We start from the raw sequence: 25427 nt of genomic DNA, 5'->3' as shown, positions 1-25427 counted from the left end.
GTGTCAACGTGGATTCGCCTGTGCCGCATCGACGATCTTGGAGGCTACCTCGGCCAGCGGGACATTGGTGTCGTGCGACAGCTGGCGCAACATCTCGAAGGCCTGGTTGGCGTCCATCGAATAGCGTTCCATGATCATGCCCTTGGCCTGCCCGATGATGTCGCGACTGGCCAGCGCCTCCTGAAACTGTGCCTCCCGTCGGGTCGCGTCCCACACCAGCGCCGAATGGGCGGCGAACAATAGCCCGAGCTGCCGGGTTCGTTCGTCGAATGCATGTGGGTGCTCGGCGAATACATTCAGCGCGCCCATCGACTTGTCGGTCAGGAACAGCTGAAAGCTCATGATGCTGCGCACCGGTGTGCTCTCGAGCGCCGCGGCGCGAAATTTCGGCCAGCGCTGTTCGTGTTGCAGATCGTCGACATGAACGACCTGCTGAGGCCAGGCTGCCGCCAGGCACGGACCCTCGCGATGGCGACGCTGGATGTCGTCGATACGGAGCGCCCACTCGTTCGTTGCCGACGGCGTGTGGATGTCGAACTCGTTCGACGCCACAGTGACATTCGCGTAATCGGTGCCCGGTAACTCCGCGACGGCATGCTCCACGAGCTCGGCGATCACCTCGCTGTTGTCACCTCTGCGGGCATAGATCCGCCGGGCGATGTCGGCGATCCGTGCAGGTGCGTTCCCGGGGTCTAGGCCATCGTCGACCGGCATGCCCTTTGCGATACCCACCGCTGGACACGGCTCAACATCACACCACAGACAGATAGCGCTGGGTGATCACCCGCTGAACGAGCGAGGCGACCGGTGCGCCGATCTGGCTCCACCACGTCGCGGGCTTGGAAAAGGCCACCACCTCGGCATGCACGGATTCGTCGGCGGGCTCGAAGCGGACGCCGAACATCTCCTCACCGGAAACCGCGTGCCCCGGCAGGCTGCCGTAGGCAAAACCGCGCCGGTTGGTTTCGTCGACCACGTAGACCACCCGGCAGGGCGCCGAGAACGGCCCCAGCCGGCCCAGCACGTCCGTACCGACCTCGGCCACCTCGGTGGTCGCCGCGACCCGCAGTCCGGCGCCGCGCAGCATCCCGTAGCGCATCACCGAGCTCGCCGCCTGCTCGAACCGGTCCCGCCCGCTGCCGATCCGCGAGGACAGCCGCACATGGTGATATCCCGCGGGCAGATTCGCCGCCGTGGCACCCACCTCGGGGTAGGTCAACGGGGCACCGGCCAAGTCGCTGAGTTTCACCCGTCTCACCTTGCCATCTCGCTCATCGCTCGTGCCTCGCTCTGCATCGTCGTCGGCGGGGCATCCGTACTGTCGAAGGGCGTCGTCGACACCCGGCGGCATACGGTAACCAGGTGGCAGAGGACATGACGGCGATCGGTGAATCCGTGGCGGCGCTGCACCCCGGTGGGGGATTCAACCCGCCGGAGCCGACCAGCAAGGGCGGCCCCGATTACGGCCGGTTCATCGAAGCGGTCCGGGACCTGCAGGATCGGGCGCGTGCCGCCGACGCTCCTGACCAGGTGATCACCCAGGCCGCCGATCTCCTCGAACGGGCGTCGGCACTGCTGAAGCCCTACGACGCCGACGAATGGACGACACCCTCGGGCCGGCGCATGGACCTGCCGATGCGCGGCAGCATCGTCGGAGTTCCCAACGAGACAGAGGTCGCCGACGACGGGCGACTGCGCGGATGGGTCCGGTTCCGGCGCTATCACCTCGGCCGCAACGGTGCCGTGCACGGCGGATTCATCGCGCACCTCTTCGACGGGGTGCTGGGCAAGACGTCGTTCCTGGTGACCGGCGGACCTTTTCAACGCACCGCCTATCTGCACGTCAACTACCGCAAGATCGTGCCCATCGAGAAGGAACTCCAGGTCGACGCCGGCGTGCTGCGCACCGAAGGTCGCAAGATCTTCGTCGACGTCCGACTCTGCGACGGCGACGACCTGCTGGCCGACGGCGAGGGGCTGTTCGTCCTGTTGAAACCGGGGCAGCCATGAAGGACTGGTTGCGCGCATGGGCGCGCCGTCGCGACCGGCTCCGCGAGCGTCCGGTCGCCGATTTCGTCTATCGCATCGGCGTTGCGGTCGTCGGGCTCACCGTGCTGCTGGTCGGAATCGTCACGATTCCCTACCCAGGTCCCGGCTGGGCGATCGTGTTCGTCGGCCTGGCGATCCTGGCCACCGAGTTCTACTGGGCGCACCGCACCCTGTCGTTCACCCGCGACCGCTACGACAGTGCCATGTCGTGGTTCCGCAGGCAGGGCTGGTTCGTCCAAGCGCTCGGTGCGGTATTCACCGCAGCAGTGGTGGTGATCACGCTATGGCTGGTGGGTGCGGTGGGCTGGTCGGCGGGACTGCTGGGGTTGGACCATCCCGCTTTGGACAGCCCCATCGGCCTCGGTGCCTGACCAGCGCCCCGATAGCATGGTCGGCGATTAGCCGTCTCCCCAACAGCTGAAAGAGGCCAGCAATGAGCGCCCCCGCACACCCCGCACCCGCAGCCCCGATCCGGGTGCCTGCCGGGACCACCGCGGGCGCGGCAGTGCGCGAGGCCGGACTGCCCGGGCGCGGCGAGCCCGGCGCGATCGTCGTCGTGCGCGACGGCGAGGGCACGCTGCGCGACCTGAGCTGGATGCCCGACGCCGACGTCGAGGTCATCCCGGTGCCCGCCGACACCGACGAGGGCCGCAGCGTGATCCGGCACTCGGCCGCCCACGTGCTCGCCCAGGCGGTGCAGGAGCTCTTCCCGCAAGCCAAGCTGGGCATCGGTCCGCCGATCACCGACGGCTTCTACTACGACTTCGACGTGCCCGAGGCCTTCACGCCCGAGGACCTGGAGGCGTTGGAGAAGCGGATGCGCAAGATCGTCAAGGACGGTCAGCTGTTTTCGCGGCGGGTGTACGAGTCCAAAGAACAAGCGCGAGGCGAACTCGCCGGCGAGCCGTACAAGCTCGAACTGGTCTCGGGAGATCTGACCAAGTCCGACGATCCTGAAGTCATGGAAGTCGGCGGTGACGAGCTGACCGCCTACGACAATCTCAATCCTCGTACCCGTGAACGTATTTGGGGTGACCTGTGCCGTGGCCCGCACATCCCGACCACCAAGGACATCCCCGCGTTCAAGCTCACCCGGAGTTCGGCCGCGTACTGGCGCGGTGACCAGAGCAACGCCAGCCTGCAACGCATCTACGGCACCGCATGGGAATCGCAGGAGGCGCTGGACCGTCACCTCGAACTGATCGAGGAGGCGCAGCGCCGCGACCACCGCAGGCTCGGGGTCGAACTCGACCTGTTCAGTTTCCCGGACGAAATCGGGTCGGGCCTGGCCGTTTTCCATCCCAGGGGCGGCATCATCCGGCGTGAGCTGGAGGACTACTCGCGGCGCAAGCACGAGCAGGCCGGCTACGAATTCGTCAATACCCCGCACATCACCAAAGAACAGCTCTACATCACCTCGGGACACCTGGAGTGGTACGCCGACGGCATGTACCCGCCGATGCACATCGACGCCGAGTTCGACGAGGACGGCAAGCTGCGCAAGCCGGGGCAGGACTACTACCTCAAGCCGATGAACTGCCCGATGCACCACCTGATCTATCGGTCGCGCGGGCGGTCGTATCGGGAACTTCCGTTGCGGCTCTTCGAGTTTGGCAGCGTGTACCGGTACGAGAAGTCGGGCGTGGTCCACGGCCTGACCCGCGTGCGCGGCATGACCCAGGACGACGCCCACATCTACACCACCCGCGAGCAGATGCGCGACGAGCTGTCCTCGCTGCTGCGGTTCGTGCTCGAGCTGCTCGCCGACTACGGACTCGACGACTTCTATCTGGAGCTGTCCACCAAGAACCCGGAGAAGGCCGTCGGCTCCGACGAAATGTGGGACGAGGCCACTGAGACGCTGCGTGAGGTCGCCGAGGCGTCCGGTCTGCACCTGGTGCCCGATCCCGGTGGCGCGGCGTTCTACGGACCCAAGATCTCCGTCCAGGTCAAGGACGCGCTCGGCCGCAGCTGGCAGATGTCGACCATCCAACTCGACTTCAACATGCCCGACCGGTTCGAGCTCGAGTACACCGCCGCCGACGGCACCCGCCAGCGCCCGGTGTTGATCCACCGTGCGCTGTTCGGATCGATCGAACGGTTTTTCGGCGTGCTCACCGAGCACTACGCCGGTGCCTTCCCGGCGTGGCTGGCGCCGGTGCAGGTGGTGGGCATCCCCGTCGCCGAGGCGCACGAGGCATACCTGAAAGACGTTGCTGCCGAACTCAAATCGCGCGGTGTGCGGGTCGAGGTCGACACCAGCGACGACCGGATGGCCAAGAAGATCGTCAACCACACCAACTTGAAGGTGCCGTTCATGCTGCTTGCGGGCGACCGCGACGTGGACGCCGGAGCGGTGAGTTTCCGGTTCGGTGACCGCACCCAGATCAACGGAGTGCCGCGGCATCAGGCCGTCGCGACGATCGTGAAGTGGATTGCCGATCGCGAGAATTCGATCCCCACAGCCGAACTGGTCAAGGTCGACGGTGCCTGACGAACCGGAGGCGATCATCGACCGGGGCATCGGGGAGCCCGACCGGCTGCAGCGTCTGTGGACCCCGCACCGGATGAGCTACATCCTGGACGTGCCCGCCCAGAAGTCCTCCGGACCGTCCCGGCCGTTCACCGACATCCCCACTCTGCCCGACGAAGACGGCCTGGTGGTTGCCCGCGGCGAGCAGGTGTACGTGGTGCTCAACCTGTATCCGTACAACCCCGGGCATCTGATGGTGGTGCCCTACCGGCAGGTGTCGGAACTGGAGGATCTCAGCGACAGCGAGAGCGCGGAGCTGATGGCCTTCACGCAGAAGGCGATTCGCGTCATCAAGTCGGTGTCGAGCCCGGATGGCTTCAACGTCGGACTCAATCTCGGCAAGGCGGCCGGCGGCTCGCTGGCCGAGCATCTGCACATGCATGTGGTGCCGCGCTGGGCCGGCGACGCCAACTTCATCACGGTCGTCGGGGAAACCAAAACCATCCCGCAGCTGCTGCGCGACACCCGAACACTGTTGGCCGACGAGTGGGCCGGCCAACCGTGAGCGACTTCTACCTGTTGACCCGCGCCGCGTACACCAAGCTCAGCACGCCGGTGGCCAAGGGCGCACTCAAAGTCGGGCTGACCCCCGACATGGTGACGATCATCGGCACTGCCGGTTCGGTGCTTGCTGCGCTGATCATGTTCCCGATCGGTCAACTGTGGTGGGGCTCGGTCGCGGTGTTCATCTTCGTGCTCGCCGACATGCTCGACGGTGCGATGGCCCGCGAACGCGGCGGCGGTACCCGGTTCGGCGCCGTTCTGGACGCCACCTGTGACCGCATCAGCGACGGCGCGATCTTCTGCGGGCTGTTGTGGTGGGTGGTCTTCAGCATGCAGAGCTCGTCGCTCGCGGTGGCCACGATGATCTGCCTGGTCACCTCTCAGGTGATCTCCTATGTGAAGGCGCGCGCCGAGGCCAGCGGGCTCGAAGGCGGCGGCGGGCTCATCGAACGCCCCGAACGGCTGATCATCGTGCTGGTGGGAGCGGGAGTCTCCGATCTGCCGTTCTTCCCGATGCCGGTGGTACTGCACGTCGCCATGTGGCTGCTGGCGGTCACCAGCCTGGTCACCGTGGGCCAGCGGGTGCACTCGGTGCGCTGCAGTCCCGGTGCCATGGACAAGATCGCGCCCGCCGGCCCGCAACCCGCCGGCGACGAGCCCGGAGGCACCGAGCAGTGATCAGCACACCGGGGCAGCTGTGGAAGGCGGGCCGCGGCCGGCTCCCGGGCACCGAATACGTCAGCGATCTCGGCTACGCCGCCGGGTGGCGGATGGTTCGGGCTATGCCGGAGTTTGTGGCGCGTAATGCCTTCGACGCCGGCGCCTGGTACGCGGCGCAGGGTGGCGGCCCTGCCCAGCTGCGCAAGAACCTGGCTCGGGTGATCGGTACGACGCCCGCCGAGGTGCCGGATTCGCTGCTTCGTGCTTCGCTGGCCTCTTACGCGCGATATTGGCGGGAGGCATTCCGGTTGCCCACGATGGACCACACCAAGCTGGGTCCGCTGCTCGACAAGACCGCGTTCGGCCAGGAGCACCTGGAGGCCGCACTGGCCGCTGGCCGTGGCGCGGTCATGGCGCTGCCGCACAGCGGCAACTGGGACATGGCCGGGGTTTGGCTGGTCCAGAAGAACGGCACCTTCACCACGGTCGCCGAGCGCCTCAAGCCCGAGTCGCTGTACAAGCGATTTCTCGATTATCGCGAGAGCCTTGGTTTCGAGGTGCTGCCGCTGACCGGCGGAGCCGCGGAGCCGGCGACATCTGGCAGGAGTGAGCGGTCGGTCTATCAGGTCCTCGTCGAACGGCTGCGGGCCAACCGGGTGGTCTGCCTGATGGCCGAACGGGACCTGAGTCGCTCCGGGGTGCCCGTGGACCTGTTCGGTGAGGCCACCCGAATGCCGGCCGGTTCGGCCAAGCTTGCGTTGGAGACCGGAGCGGCGTTGTTGCCGGTGCATACCTGGTTCACCGATGACGGCTGGGTGGTCGACATCCATCCGGAGCTGGATTGCTCCAGCGGCGACGTCGGCATCATCACCCAGGCATTGGCCGATCGCTTCGGCGCCAATATCGCGGCGCATCCCCAGGATTGGCACATGCTGCAGCCGCAGTGGCTGTCCGATCTGTCCGATGAGCGGCGGGCTCGGCTCGGGGAACGCTGATGCGCATCGGCATGGTCTGCCCGTATTCGTTCGACGTGCCCGGCGGGGTGCAGTCGCACGTCCTGCAGCTTGCCGAGGTGATGCGCGCCCGCGGTCACGAGGTCAGCGTGCTGGCACCGTCGTCGCCGGATGTGGAGCTGCCCGACTACGTCGTCTCCGGCGGCAAGGCGGTCCCGATTCCCTACAACGGCTCGGTGGCGCGGCTGCGGTTCGGGCCGGCCACCCACCGGCAGGTCAAGAAGTGGCTCGCCCAGGGCGACTTCGACGTCCTGCACCTGCACGAGCCCAACGCGCCCAGCCTGTCGATGCTGGCCCTGCAGGCCGCGGAGGGTCCGATCGTGGCGACCTTCCACACCTCGACCACAAAGTCGTTGACGCTCAGTGTGTTTCAGGGCATCCTGCGGCCCTTCCACGAAAAGATCATCGGCCGCATCGCGGTGTCCGATCTGGCCCGCCGATGGCAGATGGAGGCGCTGGGCTCCGACGCGGTCGAGATCCCCAACGGTGTCGACGTCGCCGCCCTCAAGGCGGCACCGCTGCTGGACGGCTATCCACGGCCGGGCAAGACGGTGCTGTTCCTCGGCCGCTTCGACGAGCCGCGCAAGGGCATGGCGGTGCTCGTCGATGCGCTACCGAAGTTGGTGGAGCGGTTCGCCGACATCGAGATCCTGATCGTCGGGCGCGGTGACGAGGACGAGCTGCGGGAGAAGTGCGGCGAGCTCGCGGGCCACCTGAAATTCCTCGGTCAGGTCGACGACGCCGAGAAGGCGGCCGCACTGCGCAGCGCCGATGTCTACTGTGCCCCGCACACCGGCGGTGAGAGCTTCGGCATCGTGCTGGTCGAGGCGATGGCCGCGGGCACCCCGGTGGTGGCCAGCGACCTCGACGCGTTCCGACGGGTGCTGCTCGACGGCAAGGCAGGCCGGCTGGTTCCGGTCGACGACGCCGAGGCGCTCGCGCAGGGACTTGTCGAGGTGCTCGACGACGAAGCGCTGCGCGCGCGCTACGTGGCGGCAGCCAACACCGCGGTGCTGCGCTACGACTGGCCGGTGGTGGCCGATCAGATCATGCGGGTCTACGAGACGGTGGCCGGCGCGGGAGCCAAGGTCAGGGTCGCCGGCTGATGAATGCGCCGTTGTACTGGACACTGACAGCGCTGCTGATCCTCGTCCTGGTCGTCAGTGCGCTGCTGGCGCTGCAGACCGCCAACCGGCTGGACCGCCTGCACATCCGCTACGACCTGTCCTGGCAGGCGCTGGACGGCGCGCTGGCCCGCCGTTCTGTGGTCGCCCGCGCGGTCGCTGCAGACACCTACCGCGGACGTGGAGAAGGCAAGCGACTGGCTGCGCTGGCCGACGCGGCCGAACGCGCACCGCGCGCCGGTCGTGAAGCCGCCGAAAACGAGTTGTCGGCAGCCCTCGGGATGGTCGATCCCACGGCGATGCCGGTGTCGCTGGTCGCCGAGCTCGCCGACGCCGAGGCCCGGGTGCTGCTGGCCCGGCGGTTTCACAACGACGCCGTGCGCGACACCCTCGCGCTGCGGGAACGCCGTCCCGTCCGATGGTTGCGCCTGGCCGGCACCGCCCCGCTGCCGACCTACTTCGAGATCGCTGAGCGCGCCGACACCACGACGGCGGGGGGCGCCGAGCAGGTGGACCGCCGCACCTCGGCGCGGGTGGTGCTGCTCGACGACCAGGGTGCGGTACTGCTGTTCTGCGGGTCCGACCCTGCCGTGCCCGGCGGGGTGGCTCCACGCTGGTGGTTCACCGTCGGCGGGCAGGCGTTGCCGGGCGAGCGCCTGGTCGACGCCGCCGTCCGGGAGATCGCCGAGGAGACCGGATTGCAGGTGGATCCGGCCCAGATGATCGGGCCGGTGTGGCGGCGCGACTCCCTGATCGACTTCAACGGCACCGTCGTGTCCAGCCAGGAGTTCTACTTCGTGCACCGCACGGCCCGGTTCGAACCGACCGCGGCCGGGCGCACCCCGTTGGAGCTGCGGTACATTCACGGCCACCGCTGGTGTGACTCCGCAACGATCGATCAGCTGGCCGCGGGAGGACAGACGGTCTATCCGCTGCAGCTGGGCGAGCTGCTCGCGGAGGCCAATCTGTTGGCCGACGGAGGTGGCGGGGCCGACAGGGAGTTACACGCGATCCGCTGAGCAGTTGACCAGCTAAACAGCGCAGATATTCAGTTTGGACACGCCCTTTAGACTGGATCCGTATCAAACGAAGGGACTGACAGTGGAAACCGGAGCTACCGCAGCTGGATCCAACGGCTCGGCCGGCGCGCAGACGGGTACCGCTCGGGTCAAGCGCGGCATGGCAGAGATGCTCAAGGGCGGCGTCATCATGGACGTCGTCACCCCCGAGCAGGCACGCATTGCCGAGGGTGCCGGCGCCGTGGCCGTGATGGCGCTGGAGCGAGTCCCCGCCGACATCCGTGCCCAGGGTGGCGTGGCCCGGATGAGCGACCCCGACCTGATCGAGGGCATCATCTCGGCGGTCACCATCCCGGTGATGGCCAAGGCGCGCATCGGCCACTTCGTCGAGGCGCAGATCCTGCAGAGCCTCGGTGTGGACTACATCGACGAGTCCGAGGTACTGACCCCGGCCGACTACACCCATCACATCGACAAGTGGCGTTTCACGGTCCCGTTCGTCTGCGGGGCGACCAACCTGGGTGAGGCATTGCGCCGCATCACCGAGGGCGCGGCGATGATCCGCTCCAAGGGGGAGGCAGGCACCGGCGACGTCTCCAATGCGACCACCCACATGCGGTCCATCGGCGCGGAGATCCGCCGGCTGTCATCGCTGTCGGAGGACGAGCTGTTCGTGGCGGCCAAGGACATGCAGGCGCCCTACGACCTCGTCGTGGAGGTAGCGCGGGCGGGCAAACTGCCGGTCACCCTGTTCACCGCGGGCGGCATCGCCACCCCGGCTGACGCCGCGATGATGATGCAGCTCGGCGCCGAGGGCGTGTTCGTCGGCTCAGGCATCTTCAAGTCCGGCGACCCCGCGGTGCGCGCGGCCGCCATCGTCAAGGCCACCACCTTCTTCGACGACCCCGACGTGCTCGCACGGGTGTCGCGGGGACTGGGTGAGCCCATGGTCGGAATCAACGTCGAGGAGATCGCGGAGCCGCACCGACTGGCCCAGCGCGGCTGGTAATAGATGGCGATCGAAGAGATCCTCGATCTCGAACAACTCGAGGTCAACATCTACCGGGGGCGAGTGTTCAGCCCCGAATCAGGTTTCCTGCAACGCACTTTCGGCGGCCATGTGGCCGGCCAGTCTCTGGTGTCGGCGGTACGCACCGTGGACCCCGCGTTTCAGGTGCACTCGCTGCACGGCTACTTCCTGCGCCCCGGTGACGCCACCAAGCCCACGGTCTACCTCGTCGAGCGACTGCGCGACGGCGGCTCGTTCGTCACCCGGCGGGTCAACGCCATCCAGCACGGCGAAACCATCTTCTCGATGTCCGCGTCGTTCCAGAGCGACCAGAGCGGCATCGAACATCAGGACACGATGCCCGACGCATCACCGCCCGACAATCTGCCCGGGTTCATCTCCAAGGGCGGGGTGTTCGACGAGGCCGGGTTCTCCCAATTCGCCGAGTGGGATGTCCGCATCGTCCCGCGCGCGGAGGTGGCCCTGCTGCCCGGCAAGGCGTCCCAGCAGCAGGTCTGGTTCAAGCACAAGGACCCGCTGCCCGACGATCACGTGCTGCACATCTGCGCGCTGGCCTACATGAGTGATCTGACGCTGCTCGGCTCCGCACAGGTCAATCACCCTGAGGAACGCAAGCACCTCAATATCGCCTCGCTGGATCACGCGATGTGGTTCATGCGGCCGTTCCGCGCCGACGAGTGGTTGCTCTATGACCAGTCCTCGCCGTCGGCATGCGGCGGCCGGTCGCTGACCCAGGGCAAGATCTTCAACCAGTACGGGGAGATGGTCGCCGCCGTCATGCAGGAGGGGTTGACGCGCTACAAGCGCGGATACACCGGCCGGTGAGCGTGCGAGTCGGCGTGCTGGCCTTGCAGGGCGACACCCGTGAGCACCTGGCCGCCCTGCGTGAAGCGGGCGCCGACGCGGGCACGGTTCGTCGCCGCAGTGAGCTCGACACGGTCGACGCCCTGGTCATCCCCGGCGGTGAGTCCACCACGATGAGTCACCTGCTCCGCGAATTCGAGCTGCTGGAGCCGCTGCGGCAACGCCTGGCCGACGGTATGCCGGCCTACGGTTCGTGCGCGGGCATGATCCTGCTGGCCACCGAGATCCTCGACGCCGGCGCCCCCGGCCGTGCGGCGGTGCCACTGGCTGGTATCGATATGACGGTGCGGCGCAACGCTTTTGGACGACAGGTGGACTCCTTCGAGGGGGATATCGCGTTCGAAGGGCTGGACGGCCCCGCACATGCGGTCTTCATCCGGGCGCCATGGGTGGAGCGGGTCGGGCCGCAGGTTCGGGTGTTGGCCAGAGCTGGCGATCACATCGTCGCGGTGCGGCAGGGCCGGGTGCTGGCCACTGCGTTCCACCCTGAGATGACCGGCGATCGGCGGGTGCACAAGCTGTTCGTCGACATCGTCGCCGGCACCGCCAATTTGTCGCCCGACGTTTAGACGACGTCAATGTGGGCAGTCCCGCTGTGCCGAGGACATTGCCCATACTCGAATCTCGGCGCGCGGCGCGGCGGTAGGAGGTCGTGATGGTGTCACGCAATTGGTTGAGTCGTCGCGTCCATCAACTGCTGGAAACCCAGGCAGGGAAATCCACGCAGGGGCTGTGGCGCCCGGCCTGGCAGAGCTCGTCAGCCGTGGAGCGGCCGATCAGCTGGTGGCGCGCGCTTTAGCCCGCTGGCCGCCCGTCGACGACGACACCGGCAGCCGCCTCCAGAGGTTTGATCGCGGAGGTGAAATCCGACTCCGCTCCCTCTTCGCTCATGACCGTCTCCCAGAGTCGTCCCACGGCCGCTGCCACCTCGCTGGGAATGCCCAGTGCGGCCGCCTCTTCCAGATACAGCCTGACGTCCTTGACCATCAGGCCGGTGGCGAATCCGTAGTCGAAGCTGCGCGGCAGAATCGAATTCGGGAACTTGTCGCGGCTGGCGTTCGTGGCGCCCGAGCCTGCGTTGATCACGTCGATCATCACCGACGGGTCCAGGCCGGCCTTGACGCCCATCACGACCACCTCGCAGGTGGTGGCCAACGCCGTGGCGGCGAGCAGATTGTTGACCAGTTTCATCGTCTGGCCCGCACCGGATTTGGTGTCGACGAAGAACGGCGTGCCCAGCTGTGCGAGTACCGGTGCGATGAGATCGTAGACCTCCCGTGGTCCCGAAACCATCAGGGCCAAAGTGCCTTTCGTTGCTCCGCCGACACCGCCGCTGACCGGGCTGTCGAGCATCGCGATCCCGCGCTGCGCGAGTTGGGCCTGGATCTGTTGTGCGGCGGTGCTGCCGACGGTGGACAGGTCGACGAAACGTTTGACGCGCTGCCCTTTGATCACCCCGTCGGGGCCGGTGGCGACATCGCGGGAGGCCTGCACCGACGGCAGGCTCGCCAGTACGGTCTCGCTGCGGTCGGCGACGTCACGCGGTGACGAAGCCGCCTGCGCACCCAATTCCACAGCGGACGCCACGATCTCGGGGCGGGTGTCAAAGACGACCAGCGAGTGACCGGCGTCGATCAGCCGGACGGCCATGGGAAAGCCCATATTTCCCAGGCCGATGAACCCGATGGCTCCGAGTTCGCCGCTCATCGGGCCTCGAGTTCGGCGAAGACCTCCCGCGCAATGCGGAAGCCGTCGACTGCGGCCGGTGCGCCGGCATAGATCGCCACCTGCAGCAGTACTTCGCGGATCTCCTCGCGGGTGACGCCGTTGGTCAGCGCCCCGCGCACGTGCGTCTTGAGCTCGTGCGGGCGGTTGAGCACCGAGATCATCGCCAGGTTCAGCATGCTGCGGGTCTTGAGCGGCAACTCGTCGCGGCCCCAGACCGCGCCCCAGCAGTACTCGGTGAGCAGATCCTGCAGTGGCTTGCTGAACTCGTCGGCGCTGCGCTCGGCGTTGGCGACGTACTCCTCGCCGAGCACCGCTGCGCGAATCTGTCGTCCCTTGTCATATGTCGCCTGGTCCATGGTCGTCATGATCGCAGAACTGCGATTTCGGCGCGAAAACCGCCGCTGACGAGCGAACGAAAGCGCGCCGAAGTCGCTCGGTGTCTCAGCTCAGAACGGGCAACACCAGCCGTGACGACGACCGCACGGTGTTGATGCTGCTGGTTCCCACACTCGCATGCCGGAAGTTCATGATGGCGGGGGTGTCGGGGTCCTGGTCATCGCTGGTGATCGTGATCTGGATGCGATGGCCGGCCGCGAACTGACGGGCGTTGGGCACCAATGGAATCCGGTACTCGACGTCTTTGCCGATCGGCACCGCGACCGGATGGCGGCACGGCAGGACCGGCGCGCCGGGCCGGCTGGCCGCGTCGTCGACCTCGCGCAGACTGGCTCGTAGCCACCCGGCGGTGACCGCCTCGGTGCTGCCGTCAGGGGCGACATCGCTCAGGGTGACGATCCAGGCGGTGTCGGCCGCGGTGGCGCCGGCCAGCAGCCGCAGTTCGATGTCGCCGACGACGTCGAGCGCCTCGGGGAGCGGCTCGCTGGTCCAGGTCAGCGACGACGGGGGATCGATCTCGCTGGGCTTGGCCCGGCCCAGTCCGGCGCCGAGCACCATGAATTCCCGCGCCCCGGAGTCACCTTCTTCTTCCGCGAGTCCGCCGTCGGCGCGCAGGGCGAGTTCGCGATGGGTGCCCGCAGGCGGCCACGATTCGGCCGTTCGCCAGTCGTCGGCGCCGGGCAGGATGTAGCGGATCGCGGGCCCGTCGAGGATGCCGGTGTCGTGGCCCTTGAGCCAATGGTCGTACCAGGCAAGGGCTTCGATGTGCAGGCTCTCCCATGGCCAGGTCAAGCCGTATTGGCCGAGCATGCCCATCCGCACGGCGGGACTGTTGGTCAATCCGGCGAAAGCGGCAAAGGTCGACGGCAGATGCAGCGGCACATTTTCCCAGTCACAGCCCAAATAGACTGGAATGTCAACGTTTTCGAGCAGCGGCAGCAGATTGCGTTCGTCCCACCACTCGTCGCGGGTGGGATGGCGTACCGCGGCGTCGAGCCATAGGTCATCCCAGGGGTGTGGGTCGTGCGGCAGTTTCAGCAACCCGCGCATCATCGTCACGGCCGCTTCGCCGTTCATGGTGGCGAATTTATGGTGCAGCGGTTTGGTATTGAGCACCCAGCGGGCCACGCCCAATGGGCGGCTGCGCCAGAACGTGTCGCTGCGGGCGGCGGTCAGGCCCAGCATGGACAGGAACGGTGTCACGAACGACGCGCAGAACAACCCGTGGTGCACGGCGGCTTCGTACAGGTCGGCGGTCACGGCTACCGGGAAGATCGCCTTCAGGTGGGGTGGGCGTTCGACGGCGGCCTCCAGCTGGGTCATCGCGAAGTAGCTGATGCCGATCATCCCGACGTTGCCATCGCACCAGGGCTGGGCAGCCGCCCACTCGACCAGGTCGTACATGTCGCGACGTTCCTGCGCGTCGAAGAAATTGAAGGTGCCACCCGAGCCGCCGGTGCCGCGCAGGTTGGCGATGACGTGCCCGTAGCCGCGCGGCACCCAGAAGTCGGTCGCGCCGGCCTCGATGAATCCTGCCGGGGCGCCGAGGTCCTGGATCTGCCGTGGATACGGCGACGCGGCGATCAGCGCGGGGAATCGCGCCCCCTCAGCTGCCGGGCCGTCGGGCCGGTGGACGTCGGCGAGCAGGGAGATGCCGTCGCGCATGGGGACGGCGACGTTGATGTCGGTGGTCGTGCCGTACTGCGGCGTGCTGAGGTTGCGGTACTCCCGGCCCGTGGTTTGCGGGCCGTTCAGGGGACGTTCGGTCGTCATGAGTTTCACGGTACGTTGAGATTAGTCTCAACGCAACGAGAAACTTTTGTTAGGCTCATCCTGTGTCGAAGAACATGCCCCCGGGACCCCGTGACGAGAAGGGGGTGCTGGCGGCTCGGATCCTTGACGCCGCACGCGGCGAGTTCGCCGAGCACGGGTCGGCGGGCACCACTATCAGGGCGGTGGCTCGCGCCGCCGAGGTCGATCCGGCGCTGGTGTATCACTACTTCGGGTCCAAGGAGGGCCTGCTCGACGCGGCCACCAATCCTCCGCAGCGCTGGCTGGAGAACGTCGCGAAAACGTGGACGACACCAGTGCCGGAGCTGGGCAGCGCACTATTGCGGCTCATGCTCAGCGCCTGGGCGGACGACGAGATCGGCCCGATCCTGCGGGCCGTGCTGCAGACTGCCGCGCACGAGCCGAGCACCCGCGAGAAACTGCGTCGCGTCGTCGAGGGCCAGCTGATGGGGGTGTCGCAGCTCGGTGCCGACGAGGCCGATCGGCGCAAGCGCAGCGGCCTGATCTCCTCGCAGATCATGGGCCTGGCGATGATGCGCTACATCTGGCACATCGAACCCGTGGCGTCGCTGACCGACGACGAGATCGTCGCAGCTGTCGCGCCGAACCTGCAGCGCTACGTCGACGGCGACCTGCGGGTCTAGCGCCGAGCGTGCGGGCCGTCGTCGAATACGCGCTCGACTTTCCTCGAGAAGGCCCACGTTCGGCGTTGCCTGCCCTCGTCTACCGGGGAGAGGTGCACCGACCAGTAGACTCGTCGGGTTACGCCAGAACTTCAAGTACGGAGAAGAACCCGATGAGCGGCCATTCCAAGTGGGCTACCACCAAGCACAAGAAGGCCGTCATCGACGCCAAGCGCGGCAAGATGTTCGCCAAGCTCATCAAGAACATCGAAGTTGCGGCACGCGTCGGCGGCGGCGACCCGGCCGGTAACCCGACCCTGTACGACGCCATCCAGAAGGCCAAGAAGTCCTCGGTGCCCAACGACAACATCGAGCGGGCCCGCAAGCGCGGCGGCGGCGAGGAAGCCGGCGGCGCCGACTGGCAGAACATCACCTACGAGGGCTACGGACCCAACGGTGTCGCCGTGCTCATCGAGTGCCTGACCGACAACCGCAACCGCGCCGCCGGCGAGGTCCGGGTCGCGATGACCCGCAACGGCGGCAACATGGCCGACCCCGGCTCAGTGTCCTACCTGTTCTCCCGCAAGGGCGTGGTGACCTTGGAGAAAAACGACCTCTCCGAGGACGACGTCCTGATGGCCGTGCTGGATGCCGGGGCCGAAGAGGTCAACGATCTCGGCGACAGCTTCGAGGTGATCTCCGAACCGACCGATCTGGTCGCGGTGCGCACCGCGCTGGTGGACGCCGGTATCGACTACGACTCTGCCGAGGCAGGCTTCCAGGCGTCGGTGACGGTCCCGCTGGACGCCGACGGCGCCCGCAAGATCATGAAGCTCGTCGACGCGCTGGAGGACAGCGACGACGTGCAGGACGTGTACACCAACGCCGACATCTCCGACGAAGTCCTGGCGCAGCTCGAGGACGACTGACCTCAGGCCGGGTGCAGGCTGACCGGCACCCCTGAGTAGCGCGTCATCCCCGTCGGTGGGTCCAGATCGTCCTTGCTCGTCAACAGGTTCACGTTGGCCCCGACGTGCGCGTGCGGCACCGACACCACCCCGCGGCGCATCTCTGGGTCCAGTGTTGCGATGCCGGTGACTTCACCGTGTTCGGTACGTACCACCAGTTTCTGGTTGTCGACGATGCCGGCCGCCGCCGCGTCATCGGGGTTCACCAGTATCTCGGGTTGCTCACCGAGATACTGCAATTGTGCGTTGACCCTTCGCAATTGGCGGCGCGGCACCAGCACCGGTCCGGTCGGGTGGCGCAGGGCGTGCAACTGGTCGACCAAGATCCGCGGAGCCATCCGCCAGCCACCCAATCGCTCCACATGGCGGTGCACCCACGGCGCCGGCAACTCCCGGTCGGCCTCGGCCCATCCGGTGGCGACCAGGTCGGCGTATCGGGTGCGCCCCCCAGCGTTGAGGTTGGCCAGCAGCTCGTCGTCGCTCATCGTGGTGTCGGCGATCTGGTGCCCCAGGCGTGCCCCGATCTCGGCGAGCACCCACCACATCGAGCGGCGCTCACCAATCGGAGCGATCATCGCCGCAGTGTGCTGAGCGGAGATCCGCGTGCTCATGAAGTCCCACAGCGTGACGTCGGGCCGTTCGAGCTGTCCCTTGGTGGGCAGCACGTGGGTGGACAGTGCTGTCGTCTCGGTCGGCAGGATCTCGGTGGTGGCGAGCACCTCGAGCTTGGCCAGTGCAGGCCGCAGAGTGTCCGTGGCCGGAAAGCCGGTGAGGAGGCTGCCGCCGAGGTTGAGCAACGCCCGGATGTTGCCGGCCTCGATCTCGTCGGGCAGTGTGGCGCACGGGTATTCACGCATGAACGCCTTGCTGTCCGGGCGGCTCCGCGGCCCCGGCCGTGACTTACCCTCCGGGGGCGCGATCGGCAGCTCGAACTCTTCGAGCTGATAGCCATAACCCGGATGAAACCACTCACCCCCTGGCTCGTTCATCGAGCCGGTGAGGGTCAGCAATGCCCACGAAAGCCATTGCGTCACATTGGCACTGGCCGACATCGTGACACCGGTGCCGGTATCGATCGCAATGCGCCCGGCCTGCCGGACGGCGGCGAGAAGATCGCCGAGATCGCCCGCGTCGACATCGGCCAGGGCGGCGGCATGGTCTTGGGTGAAGGGGTCGACCGCGGCGGCCAGCACGTCGAGGTCCTGAACGGGGACACTCGCATCGCCACCGTCGCGCAGGATTTCGCGAACCAGGTAGCCCAGTACCGCGTAATCGGTGCCCGGCCGCGGTGCCAGGTGGCGGGTCGCCAGCCGTGCGGTCTCCGTGCGGCGCGGATCCACGACCCAGAGTTGCGCCCGGCCGGCGAGATCGCGGAACAGACCGCGCGGGTTCGGCATACACACTGTGTGACCGTGGGAGACAACGGGATTGCTGCCGATCAGGATGACTAGTCGAGCGTTTTCGTAGTCGGGGCGCCCGGTCAGCGCGGCAGAGCCGCCCATCAGTTCAGCGACCAGAACCTTCGCGGTGCCGTCGATGGTCAGGGGACTGAACTTCGCCGGCGTTCCGATCGCGCGGTGCAACGCCTCGGCGATGCGGTAACCCGCGGCGTCCATCCCGATACCGGTGCCGAAGTTGACGGCGACCGCGGCGGGTCCGTGCTCGGTGATGATGCCGCGTAGGCGGGTGCCGAGGTCGTCCAGGCATGCCTGCCAGCTGGTTTCGGTCAGCTCGCCACCGACACGCAGCATCGGCCGCTCGAGCCGATCCGGGTGGTGGTGGATCAGCGGCAGCGCGCGGCCCTTGGGGCAGGTATAGCCGCGCGAGAACGGATTCTCCCGGTCACCGTGGACGGCTACCACCTGGTCGCCCTCGATGTCGACACGAATGCCGCACACCGACGGGCACACCCGGCAAAAGCTTCGTACTGTGCGGGAATTGTCCGTACCCATGGACGGGAACCGTACGCTGCGGGCAACGAATCGGAGGTGACGATGTCTCAGCTGACGGTGACTGACCCAGACGGCATCAATTGGTCGATCCGCCGGTGGTGGTGGAAGACGATTCCCTGGGAATCGGGCTTCGCCACGCTGGACGCCCTGATCTTCCTGATCGTGCTGCCGTTCATGCAGATGTGGCCGTTCTGGTTGGCGTCCAAGTGGCTTGGTGCCGCGTGGACCATCGAGATCACCCGCGACGGAACCAAGGTCGGCAGCGAAAAGGTGAAGGGCTGGAAGCGCTCCGGCGCGCGGATCGAGGAACTCGCTCGGTCAGCGCGGGAAGGCACGCTGACCCGGTTCAACGCCGAGGCTTGAACCTCAGCGCATGCCGTGACCGCCCCCGTTGTGGAAGATCAGCCCACCGCCGAGCAGGAACGGATACAACGTCGGGTACGGGACGTCCTGCGGGGAGGCGGTGAGCTGGGCGTTGCCCGGCGTCTCGCACTGGCTGTTGCCGTCGCTGACGGCGGTGCAGACAAGGTGCGGGTCGCCCGCCGCGGCGGCCGCAGGGGCGGCGATGGCGATGCTGACCCCGGCGGCAAGGGCGCCGGCGAGCAGACCAAGGTTGGTCTTCATGATGAACTCCTTCAAAACTGAACGTACAGTTTCGAAATGTGCAGCGCTGGCAGGCGCCCGATTAGTCCCGCCCGGCGGTGAGTTCGCTCACCGCGACAGCCCGCGGATGGCCGCGTCGACGATGGCGTCGGCGGCGGTGTCGTCCAGCGCGCCGCGACTCGTCATCAACCGGTACAGCGCGGGCCCGATGATCAGGTCGATCGCGATGTCGCGGTCGACGTCGGCGCGCAGGTCGCCGCGGGCCACCCCGCGGTCCCAGACCGCCTCCAGCGCCGCGCGCCGTGACCGGATCAGCCCGTCGCGCAGGATGTCGGCCACGTCCGGGTCGAACTGGGCCTCACCGATCAACTGCGCGAACACCCGTCCGCTGGGGCCGCTGTAGAAGTGGCACAACCCACGCAACCACAGCGTGAAGTCTCCCCGGGCCGAACCGGTGTCGGGGTCGGGGGAGTCGGTCTGCATCTCCGAGAAGAACGCATCGACGGCGACGGCATATTTGTTCGGCCACCACTTGTAGATCGTCGCCTTGCTGGACCCGCTGCGAGCCGCGATCTGTTCGGTGGTCATCGTCCGTAACCCGATCTCGTGCAACAACTCCGAGGTTGCACGGAGCACCGCCGAGCGGGACTGCTCGCTGCGCGGCCGTCCTGGTTTGGGCGGTGCGGTGTCCTCGACGCTCACAGCGGGTAGAGCCGATCCAGATTGACCACGATCGCCTCCTGCGTGCTGCGCGCGATCACGACGACGGCGGGCTCGTCGGGGTCCGGATTCTCTTCCCGGTGCGGCAGATTGGGTGGTACGAAGATGTAGTCGCCCGGCTCGGTACTGATGCGCACCTCCTGCACGCCGTCGTGAAAGACGAACTCGGGGTGGCCGCTGCGCACGAAAATCGCTGTTTCCGAGTCGCCGTGGTGATGATTCTCCGACGTCACCCCGGGCCCGACATGCGTCTCGCCCATCCACAGCTTCTCGGAGCCGACGCTAGCGCCACTGATCGCGGCGAATCGATGCATGCCGCCGGTCTGGGAGGTTCCGCCGTCGAGTTGGTCAGCCTTGACGTGGTGCACCCGGTGGCGCACCGGCCGGCCGTCGGACAGGTCAGGATGGAATGCGTCGGAGCCGCCCATGAACTGACGATAGCCACCGCGTGTCCTGACCGATCCTGTCTGCGCGGCCCGCTACTGTGATCGAACAACTGTTCGTAGCGAAAAGAGGTGATCCGTGCGGGTGATGGGTGTCGACCCCGGCTTGACGCGCTGCGGTCTCTCGATGATCGAAAGCCGGGGCGGCCGCCAAGTCATCGCGCTGGACGTCGACGTGGTGCGCACCCCGGCCGATGAGCCCCTGCAACGCAGGCTGATGACGATCAGCGATACCGTCGACCACTGGATGGACACCCACCTGCCCGACGTGATCGCGATCGAACGCGTCTTCGCCAATCAGAACGCGAACACCGCCATGGGTACCGCCCAGGCCGCCGGGGTGATCGCGCTGGCTGCTGCCCGCCGCGACATCGACGTGCATTTCCACACCCCCAGCGAGGTCAAGGCCGCAGTCACCGGCAACGGCCGGGCGGACAAGGCGCAGGTCACCACGATGGTCACCCGGATCCTGCAGTTGCAGCAGAAGCCGACACCCGCCGACGCCGCCGACGCCCTGGCCCTGGCGATCTGCCACTGCTGGCGCGCCCCGATGATCGCCCGGATGGCGCAGGCGGAGGCGATGGCCGCCGAGCAGAAGCGGGCGTATCAGGCCCGGCTGAAGGCGGCCCGCGCGTGATCGCGTCGGTACGCGGCGACGTGCTCGACATCGCGCTCGACCACGTCGTCATCGAGGCCGCCGGCGTCGGCTACAAGATCATGACCACCCCATCGACGCTGGCGACGCTGCGCCGCGGCACCGAGGCCCGGCTGATCACCGCGATGATCGTGCGCGAGGACTCCCAGACGCTCTACGGCTTCGCCGATTCCGAGTCTCGCGACCTGTTCACCACCCTGCTCGGGGTGTCGGGTGTCGGCCCGAAGATCGCGCTGGCGACGCTGGCCGTGTACGACGCGAACGCGCTGCGCCAGGCGCTCGCCGACGGCGATGTCACGGCCTTGACGCGGGTGCCCGGTATCGGCAAGCGTGGCGCCGAGCGGATGGTGCTGGAACTGCGTGACAAGATCGGCTCGGTCTCCTCCGGCGCGGGTGCGGCCGCGGCAACCGGGCATGCCGTGCGCGCCCCCGTCGTGGAAGCCCTTGTCGGACTTGGCTTTGCGGCCAAACAAGCCGAAGAAGCCACCGACAAGGTACTCGCCGGTGACCCGGATGCCACCACGCAGAGCGCGCTGCGCGCGGCGCTGTCCATGCTGGGTAAGAAATGAGCAGGTTCGAGGGAGCCGACGAGGACGAGGAACTCGAGCGCGATGTCTCGCCCGCGCTGACCGTCGGCGAAGGCGACATCGATGCCAGCCTGCGGCCCCGCTCACTGCGTGAGTTCATCGGCCAGCCCCGGGTGCGCGAACAGTTGCAGCTGGTCCTCGAGGGCGCCAAGAACCGCGGCGGCACACCGGATCACATCCTGCTGTCCGGCCCGCCGGGGCTGGGCAAGACCTCGCTGGCGATGATCATCGCCGCCGAACTCGGTTCGTCGCTGCGCGTCACCTCCGGTCCGGCACTCGAGCGGGCCGGCGACCTGGCCGCCATGCTGTCCAACCTCGTCGAGCACGACGTGTTGTTCATCGACGAGATCCATCGCATCGCGCGGCCCGCTGAGGAGATGCTGTACCTGGCGATGGAGGATTTCCGCGTCGACGTCGTGGTCGGCAAAGGCCCTGGGGCGACGTCGATCCCGCTCGAGGTCGCACCCTTCACCCTGGTCGGTGCCACCACCCGGTCCGGTGCGCTGACCGGGCCGCTGCGCGACCGCTTCGGGTTCACCGCGCACATGGACTTCTACGAGCCGCCCGAGCTGGAGCGAGTGCTGGCCCGTTCGGCGGGAATCCTGGGCATCGAGCTGGGCGCCGAGGCCGGGTCCGAGATCGCCCGCCGCTCACGGGGGACGCCGCGTATCGCCAACCGGCTGTTGCGGCGCGTGCGCGACTACGCCGAAGTGCGCGCCGACGGCGTGATCACCCGCGATATCGCCAAGGCGGCGTTGGCGGTCTACGACGTCGACGAACTCGGCCTGGACCGGCTCGATCGCGCGGTGCTCACAGCGCTGACCAAGAGCTTCGGCGGCGGTCCGGTCGGCGTGTCCACGCTGGCCGTGGCGGTGGGGGAAGAAGCCACCACCGTCGAGGAGGTGTGCGAGCCGTTCCTGGTCCGGGCGGGCATGATCGCGCGGACTCCCCGCGGGCGCGTTGCGACGCCGCTAGCCTGGACCCACCTGGGTATGGTTCCACCGCCGCGGGCCAGCGGGCTCGGTCAATCCGGCCTTTTCGAGTGATGGGAGCCCCGATGGTCACCGCTGCACTGATTTTCGCCGGTCTGGCCGCGCTGCTGCACGTGTACATCTTCACGATGGAATCGTTGACCTGGACGACGCCGCGCACCCGTGCGGTGTTCGGCACCACCGCCGAGGAAGCTGAGACCACCAAACTGATGGCTCTCAACCAGGGCTTCTACAACCTGTTCCTGGCGATCGTCAGCGTCATTGGCATCGTCGCGATCATCCTGGGGCACAACGGAATCGGCGCAGCCCTGGTATTCGCCGGTGTCGGGTCCATGCTTGCGGCGGCTGTTGTGCTGCTGGCATCCGCGCCGGACAAGGCTCGCGCCGCGGTGACTCAGGGCGCGTTCCCGTTGGTGGCCGTCGTGCTGCTGGTGATCGCGATCATCTGAGGGTCTCCAGGATCCGTTTGGGATGCATGCCGTCGACCATGCCCATGAACGGCGGGTGGATGCTGTAGCCGATCATGCGGCGGAGGGGCTCTGAGACCGTCTTCACGATGGCCGGTGGGGTCGACAAGGTGAACGCTTCCTGAGGGCGCAGCCAGGGCTGGCAATACTGCGCGGTGATGGCCAGCCGACTTTCGTCGACCGTCCGGTTGGCGCCACCGCCGTGCCAGAGCGTGCCGGCGAAGAACACCACCGAACCCGCCGGCATCTCGACGCTGACCCTTGCGTCGGCGTCGGTCGGCTGCCGGTTGTCGTCCCAGCGCTGGCTGCCCGGGATGACCACCGTGGCACCGTTATCGGCGGTGAAGTCGGTGATCGCCCAGATGGTCGCCGCGCTCAACGGCGCACGCGGGCGCGGCACCGGATACATGCCGTCGTCGAAATGCAGGAGCTGCGCAGTCTCGCCGGGGCCGATCCTGATGGCCTGGAGCTGGGATAGAAGATAATTGGGCATCAGTAGCCGGTCGAGAAGCGCCAGCACTCGCGGGTGCTCGACGAGAGCATCGCATGCGCGTGTCTTGGCCAGCAGGCTGTATGCGCGTTGGGTGTGTATGCCCTCGAAGGTGTTCCGGCCTACCGGCCCGAGCAGGGGATCCACCGCGGTGGCGATATCCGCACATGCCTGCTTGGGGATGAGGCGTTCGACGACGACGTATCCGTCGCGATCGAACGCGGCCGCATCGGCCTCGTCGGCAATCCCGGCGCCGGCCGTCGATCGGTGCGTGGTGGCGAGGTCACGGTAGAGATCCTCGACCCGCTCTATCTGTACTGTCTCACGAGATACGTTGCGGGGCATGCACGTTCCCTTCACTACTTGAGTTGAGTCCGACGGCTCCGGCGACGAACGACCAGAGCTGCTCGATGACGTCGGAGGCCGGTGGGCGGGGATCACGGGTTAGGCACACGGCGACGACGGCGTTGGTGCCGCCGATGGTGGCCGCAGCCAGATACTCGGGGTCGCGGCCTGCCGGGATCTCGCCGTCGCGTTGCCCCTGTGCCATGTTGCGCGCGCCGATCTTGCTCATCTCCTGCAGCCAGCGCCCCCGTGCGGTGGCCAACTCGCCCTCGCCGAGTCCAGACAAGATCGCCGGCGCCGCTGCCTCGCGGTACAGGAAGTGCACCCAATCGGTGATGCGCTGGCGTTCCCGTTCCGCCCAGGTTGGAGCCTCGTAGGTGCGCAGTGCGATCGAGTCGGAGAATCGTTGGTAGAAGGCGTCGATGACGGCCACCAGCAGCCCGGTCCGGGTGCCGAAGTAGCGATACGGCAGGCCGACGCTGACTCCTGCGCGTCGCGCGACCGCGGCAACCTCGAAGCGCCCCGACTGGGCCAGTTCCACCGTCGCGGCGTCGATGATTCGCTCTCGCGCCTGAACGCCCCGTGCCGTCATCGCCACCGTCACGTGCTGAGCCTAAGTTGAGTTCAACTCAGTTTCAAGGCATCGCTGAGTTCGAGGTCTTCATGTCCCGGTCTAGGCTCGGGGGCTCGTCGCGGCGCGATAGCGGACCCGGTTGCCGCCCGCTCGCTTGGCCTCGTACATTGCCGCGTCCGCCGCTTCCCCCAATTGCCTGATCGTCGCGGCCGCAGCGGCCCACTCGATGTCGTCGACGGGCATCGCCGCCACTCCGACGCTGGCGGTCACGCCATACGGCATGGCGGCGACGGCCTCTCGGAGTCGCTCGGCCAGCATCGCCGGAGCATCCGACTCGGTCAGCTCGGCGACCAGGAACTCTTCGCCGCCCAACCGGGCGACGACCGAACTCATCGCACTGCAGCGTCGCAGGTTGTCGGCGACCGCGAGCAGGACGGTGTCGCCGAAGCTGTGGCCATGGCTGTCGTTGATCTGTTTGAACCTGTCCAGGTCGACCATCATCACGGCCAGCCATTGCGACTGGGATCTGTCCGCCGCGGCGATCAGCTGCAGTGCCGACTGGTCGTAGCCGCGCCGGTTGCGCAGCCCGGTCAACGGATCGGTGTTCGACATCCTCGCGTCCAGGGTCAGCAGGTGAAGGAGCAACTGACTTCCGAACGGGACCGCGAGCACCGCGACCACCACACCCAGCACATGCCCGACAGCCATTGCCGGGTCGCCGGCCGCGGCGATCCGAGCACCGGCGAGGACGGTGGTGACGATGGCATTGACCAGCGTCGCAGCCAGCAGCCGGCTGGAGTGGTGCAAGCCGACGAAACCGGCGATAGGGGCGAAGGTGGCGCACGCCAACAAGCCCGTCGCCGGCGTCCCGGCAATCAGGACGGCAATGGTCACACCAATGTTGGCGCCGACGGCGAACAGCGCGGACTGACGACGGCTCGGCCAGCCGAGCAGCCAGCTGGACGCCCCGCCGAAAGACAGGACCGCCATGACGATCGCGACGGTCCGGTGCATCTGACCTTGCGGACCCGATGGGCTGAACAGCATCACCAGGGGGATCACACCGAGGATGACGACGACGGCTGCGATCAGGAATCGGCTCAAGCGCTGTAGGTGTCGCGAGGCGAGATATTCCGACATCCAGTCGTATTGATCGGGCTGTTGCCACCACCGGCGGATCCACGCCGCCACGCCCACGTCTTTGTGCATTAGCTCCCGAAACCGCCCGCAGCCGGCCCCCAAGCGCTGCAAGTCTGACGGGCAATGATACTGCTCGGGCCCGGGGCCCGCCCGTTGT

30 protein-coding genes are annotated in these 25427 nt (G+C 67.3%); 18 read left to right on the top strand and 12 right to left on the bottom strand.

Annotated elements, in window-relative coordinates; genetic code table 11:
- Window positions 1-3: 3 nt before the first annotated feature.
- Complete coding sequence (locus HPC46_RS25770; RefSeq protein WP_179475028.1) at window positions 4-714, bottom strand: GAF and ANTAR domain-containing protein; 711 nt, start codon at window positions 712-714, stop codon at window positions 4-6.
- Between the two features lie 37 nt (window positions 715-751).
- The gene (locus tag HPC46_RS25765; RefSeq protein ID WP_179475027.1) at window positions 752-1249 is read right to left on the bottom strand and encodes a DUF1990 domain-containing protein; all 498 of its coding nucleotides are present in this window, start codon (window positions 1247-1249) and stop codon (window positions 752-754) included.
- 125 nt (window positions 1250-1374) lie between these two features.
- Here HPC46_RS25765 and HPC46_RS25760 point away from each other — a divergent pair, with 125 nt between their 5' ends.
- The 11 genes from HPC46_RS25760 (at window position 1375) to pdxT (ending at window position 11365) form a co-directional block, all read left to right on the top strand.
- Window positions 1375-2010 (top strand): PaaI family thioesterase, encoded by a 636-nt coding sequence (locus tag HPC46_RS25760; RefSeq protein WP_179475042.1) that lies wholly within the window; start codon window positions 1375-1377, stop codon window positions 2008-2010.
- A complete protein-coding gene (locus HPC46_RS25755; protein WP_179475026.1) occupies window positions 2007-2420 on the top strand; it encodes a TIGR02611 family protein in 414 nt (137 codons plus the stop codon). Before HPC46_RS25760 ends, HPC46_RS25755 begins: the two co-directional genes overlap by 4 nt.
- A gap of 62 nt (window positions 2421-2482) precedes the next feature.
- Window positions 2483-4543 carry a threonine--tRNA ligase gene (gene thrS / locus HPC46_RS25750; RefSeq protein WP_179475025.1) on the top strand — a complete coding sequence of 687 codons (2061 nt, stop codon included), beginning with the start codon at window positions 2483-2485 and terminating at the stop codon, window positions 4541-4543.
- On the top strand, window positions 4536-5087 hold the full coding sequence (locus HPC46_RS25745; protein WP_179475024.1) for an ATP adenylyltransferase: 552 nt from the start codon (window positions 4536-4538) through the stop codon (window positions 5085-5087). Before thrS ends, HPC46_RS25745 begins: the two co-directional genes overlap by 8 nt.
- Entirely contained in the window at window positions 5084-5764 is a 681-nt protein-coding gene (pgsA, locus tag HPC46_RS25740; protein ID WP_179475023.1) for a phosphatidylinositol phosphate synthase, read from the top strand. The genes HPC46_RS25745 and pgsA overlap by 4 nt, the downstream gene beginning before the upstream one ends.
- Window positions 5761-6741 carry a phosphatidylinositol mannoside acyltransferase gene (locus HPC46_RS25735; RefSeq protein WP_179475022.1) on the top strand — a complete coding sequence of 327 codons (981 nt, stop codon included), beginning with the start codon at window positions 5761-5763 and terminating at the stop codon, window positions 6739-6741. Before pgsA ends, HPC46_RS25735 begins: the two co-directional genes overlap by 4 nt.
- Window positions 6741-7865, top strand: coding sequence for a glycosyltransferase family 4 protein (locus HPC46_RS25730; RefSeq protein WP_179475021.1), 1125 nt, complete (start codon window positions 6741-6743; stop codon window positions 7863-7865). Before HPC46_RS25735 ends, HPC46_RS25730 begins: the two co-directional genes overlap by 1 nt.
- Window positions 7865-8902: an NUDIX hydrolase gene (locus HPC46_RS25725; protein WP_179475020.1), complete on the top strand. Its 1038-nt coding sequence runs from the start codon at window positions 7865-7867 to the stop codon at window positions 8900-8902. Before HPC46_RS25730 ends, HPC46_RS25725 begins: the two co-directional genes overlap by 1 nt.
- A gap of 82 nt (window positions 8903-8984) precedes the next feature.
- Window positions 8985-9911, top strand: coding sequence for a pyridoxal 5'-phosphate synthase lyase subunit PdxS (pdxS, locus tag HPC46_RS25720; RefSeq protein WP_179475019.1), 927 nt, complete (start codon window positions 8985-8987; stop codon window positions 9909-9911).
- Window positions 9912-9914: 3 nt separating this feature from the next.
- Window positions 9915-10757: an acyl-CoA thioesterase II gene (gene tesB / locus HPC46_RS25715; RefSeq protein WP_179475018.1), complete on the top strand. Its 843-nt coding sequence runs from the start codon at window positions 9915-9917 to the stop codon at window positions 10755-10757.
- Window positions 10754-11365 (top strand): pyridoxal 5'-phosphate synthase glutaminase subunit PdxT, encoded by a 612-nt coding sequence (pdxT, locus tag HPC46_RS25710; protein ID WP_179475017.1) that lies wholly within the window; start codon window positions 10754-10756, stop codon window positions 11363-11365. Before tesB ends, pdxT begins: the two co-directional genes overlap by 4 nt.
- Window positions 11366-11591: 226 nt before the next feature.
- Here the strand turns inward: pdxT and HPC46_RS25705 are convergent, their stop codons facing one another.
- From HPC46_RS25705 to HPC46_RS25695, 3 genes are all read right to left on the bottom strand, one after another.
- Window positions 11592-12503 (bottom strand): NAD(P)-dependent oxidoreductase, encoded by a 912-nt coding sequence (locus tag HPC46_RS25705; protein ID WP_179475016.1) that lies wholly within the window; start codon window positions 12501-12503, stop codon window positions 11592-11594.
- Complete coding sequence (locus HPC46_RS25700) at window positions 12500-12880, bottom strand: carboxymuconolactone decarboxylase family protein (RefSeq protein WP_179475015.1); 381 nt, start codon at window positions 12878-12880, stop codon at window positions 12500-12502. The genes HPC46_RS25705 and HPC46_RS25700 overlap by 4 nt, the downstream gene beginning before the upstream one ends.
- Window positions 12881-12965: 85 nt before the next feature.
- Entirely contained in the window at window positions 12966-14693 is a 1728-nt protein-coding gene (locus HPC46_RS25695) for a CocE/NonD family hydrolase (RefSeq protein ID WP_179475014.1), read from the bottom strand.
- A 74-nt stretch (window positions 14694-14767) separates the two neighbouring features.
- On the opposite strand from HPC46_RS25695, the gene HPC46_RS25690 reads away from it, so the two are divergent.
- Window positions 14768-15355 (top strand): TetR/AcrR family transcriptional regulator, encoded by a 588-nt coding sequence (locus HPC46_RS25690; protein ID WP_179475041.1) that lies wholly within the window; start codon window positions 14768-14770, stop codon window positions 15353-15355.
- Window positions 15356-15507: 152 nt separating this feature from the next.
- The gene (locus HPC46_RS25685) at window positions 15508-16263 is read left to right on the top strand and encodes a YebC/PmpR family DNA-binding transcriptional regulator (RefSeq protein ID WP_179475013.1); all 756 of its coding nucleotides are present in this window, start codon (window positions 15508-15510) and stop codon (window positions 16261-16263) included.
- 2 nt (window positions 16264-16265) lie between these two features.
- Here the strand turns inward: HPC46_RS25685 and HPC46_RS25680 are convergent, their stop codons facing one another.
- On the bottom strand, window positions 16266-18254 hold the full coding sequence (locus HPC46_RS25680; protein ID WP_179475012.1) for a molybdopterin-containing oxidoreductase family protein: 1989 nt from the start codon (window positions 18252-18254) through the stop codon (window positions 16266-16268).
- 42 nt (window positions 18255-18296) lie between these two features.
- Between HPC46_RS25680 and HPC46_RS25675 the strand changes: the two genes are divergently transcribed.
- Complete coding sequence (locus HPC46_RS25675) at window positions 18297-18617, top strand: hypothetical protein (RefSeq protein ID WP_179475011.1); 321 nt, start codon at window positions 18297-18299, stop codon at window positions 18615-18617.
- A gap of 3 nt (window positions 18618-18620) precedes the next feature.
- On the opposite strand, the gene HPC46_RS25670 is transcribed toward HPC46_RS25675, so the two are convergent.
- The 3 genes from HPC46_RS25670 to HPC46_RS25660 all read right to left on the bottom strand — a co-directional run bounded on the left by HPC46_RS25670 (window position 18621) and on the right by HPC46_RS25660 (window position 20005).
- Window positions 18621-18878: a hypothetical protein gene (locus HPC46_RS25670; RefSeq protein WP_179475010.1), complete on the bottom strand. Its 258-nt coding sequence runs from the start codon at window positions 18876-18878 to the stop codon at window positions 18621-18623.
- A gap of 87 nt (window positions 18879-18965) precedes the next feature.
- Entirely contained in the window at window positions 18966-19559 is a 594-nt protein-coding gene (locus HPC46_RS35795; RefSeq protein ID WP_179475009.1) for a TetR/AcrR family transcriptional regulator, read from the bottom strand.
- Window positions 19556-20005 carry a cupin domain-containing protein gene (locus tag HPC46_RS25660; RefSeq protein WP_179475008.1) on the bottom strand — a complete coding sequence of 150 codons (450 nt, stop codon included), beginning with the start codon at window positions 20003-20005 and terminating at the stop codon, window positions 19556-19558. Before HPC46_RS25660 ends, HPC46_RS35795 begins: the two co-directional genes overlap by 4 nt.
- A gap of 94 nt (window positions 20006-20099) precedes the next feature.
- Here HPC46_RS25660 and ruvC point away from each other — a divergent pair, with 94 nt between their 5' ends.
- From ruvC to HPC46_RS25640, 4 genes are read left to right on the top strand one after another with little or no spacing between them, the layout of a single operon-like run.
- Window positions 20100-20657, top strand: a complete 558-nt coding sequence (gene ruvC, locus HPC46_RS25655) for a crossover junction endodeoxyribonuclease RuvC (protein ID WP_179475007.1) — start codon at window positions 20100-20102, stop codon at window positions 20655-20657.
- Entirely contained in the window at window positions 20654-21244 is a 591-nt protein-coding gene (gene ruvA / locus HPC46_RS25650) for a Holliday junction branch migration protein RuvA (RefSeq protein WP_179475006.1), read from the top strand. Before ruvC ends, ruvA begins: the two co-directional genes overlap by 4 nt.
- Complete coding sequence (gene ruvB, locus HPC46_RS25645) at window positions 21241-22308, top strand: Holliday junction branch migration DNA helicase RuvB (RefSeq protein WP_005146027.1); 1068 nt, start codon at window positions 21241-21243, stop codon at window positions 22306-22308. Before ruvA ends, ruvB begins: the two co-directional genes overlap by 4 nt.
- 11 nt (window positions 22309-22319) lie before the next feature.
- Entirely contained in the window at window positions 22320-22703 is a 384-nt protein-coding gene (locus HPC46_RS25640) for a DUF1304 domain-containing protein (RefSeq protein WP_179475005.1), read from the top strand.
- Here HPC46_RS25640 and HPC46_RS25635 read toward each other — a convergent pair.
- The 3 genes from HPC46_RS25635 to HPC46_RS25625 all read right to left on the bottom strand — a co-directional run bounded on the left by HPC46_RS25635 (window position 22696) and on the right by HPC46_RS25625 (window position 25339).
- Window positions 22696-23556 carry a phytanoyl-CoA dioxygenase family protein gene (locus tag HPC46_RS25635; protein ID WP_179475004.1) on the bottom strand — a complete coding sequence of 287 codons (861 nt, stop codon included), beginning with the start codon at window positions 23554-23556 and terminating at the stop codon, window positions 22696-22698. The two genes, HPC46_RS25640 and HPC46_RS25635, sit on opposite strands and share 8 nt — an antisense overlap.
- On the bottom strand, window positions 23534-24160 hold the full coding sequence (locus HPC46_RS25630; RefSeq protein ID WP_325096770.1) for a TetR/AcrR family transcriptional regulator: 627 nt from the start codon (window positions 24158-24160) through the stop codon (window positions 23534-23536). The genes HPC46_RS25635 and HPC46_RS25630 overlap by 23 nt, the downstream gene beginning before the upstream one ends.
- Window positions 24161-24229: 69 nt before the next feature.
- Window positions 24230-25339, bottom strand: a complete 1110-nt coding sequence (locus HPC46_RS25625) for a GGDEF domain-containing protein (protein ID WP_179475003.1) — start codon at window positions 25337-25339, stop codon at window positions 24230-24232.
- Between the last annotated feature and the right edge of the window lie 88 nt (window positions 25340-25427).

The organism is Mycolicibacterium vinylchloridicum (assembly GCF_013404075.1).
GTDB lineage: Bacteria > Actinomycetota > Actinomycetes > Mycobacteriales > Mycobacteriaceae > Mycobacterium > Mycobacterium vinylchloridicum.
This window is presented reverse-complemented; position numbering and strand designations above follow the sequence as displayed.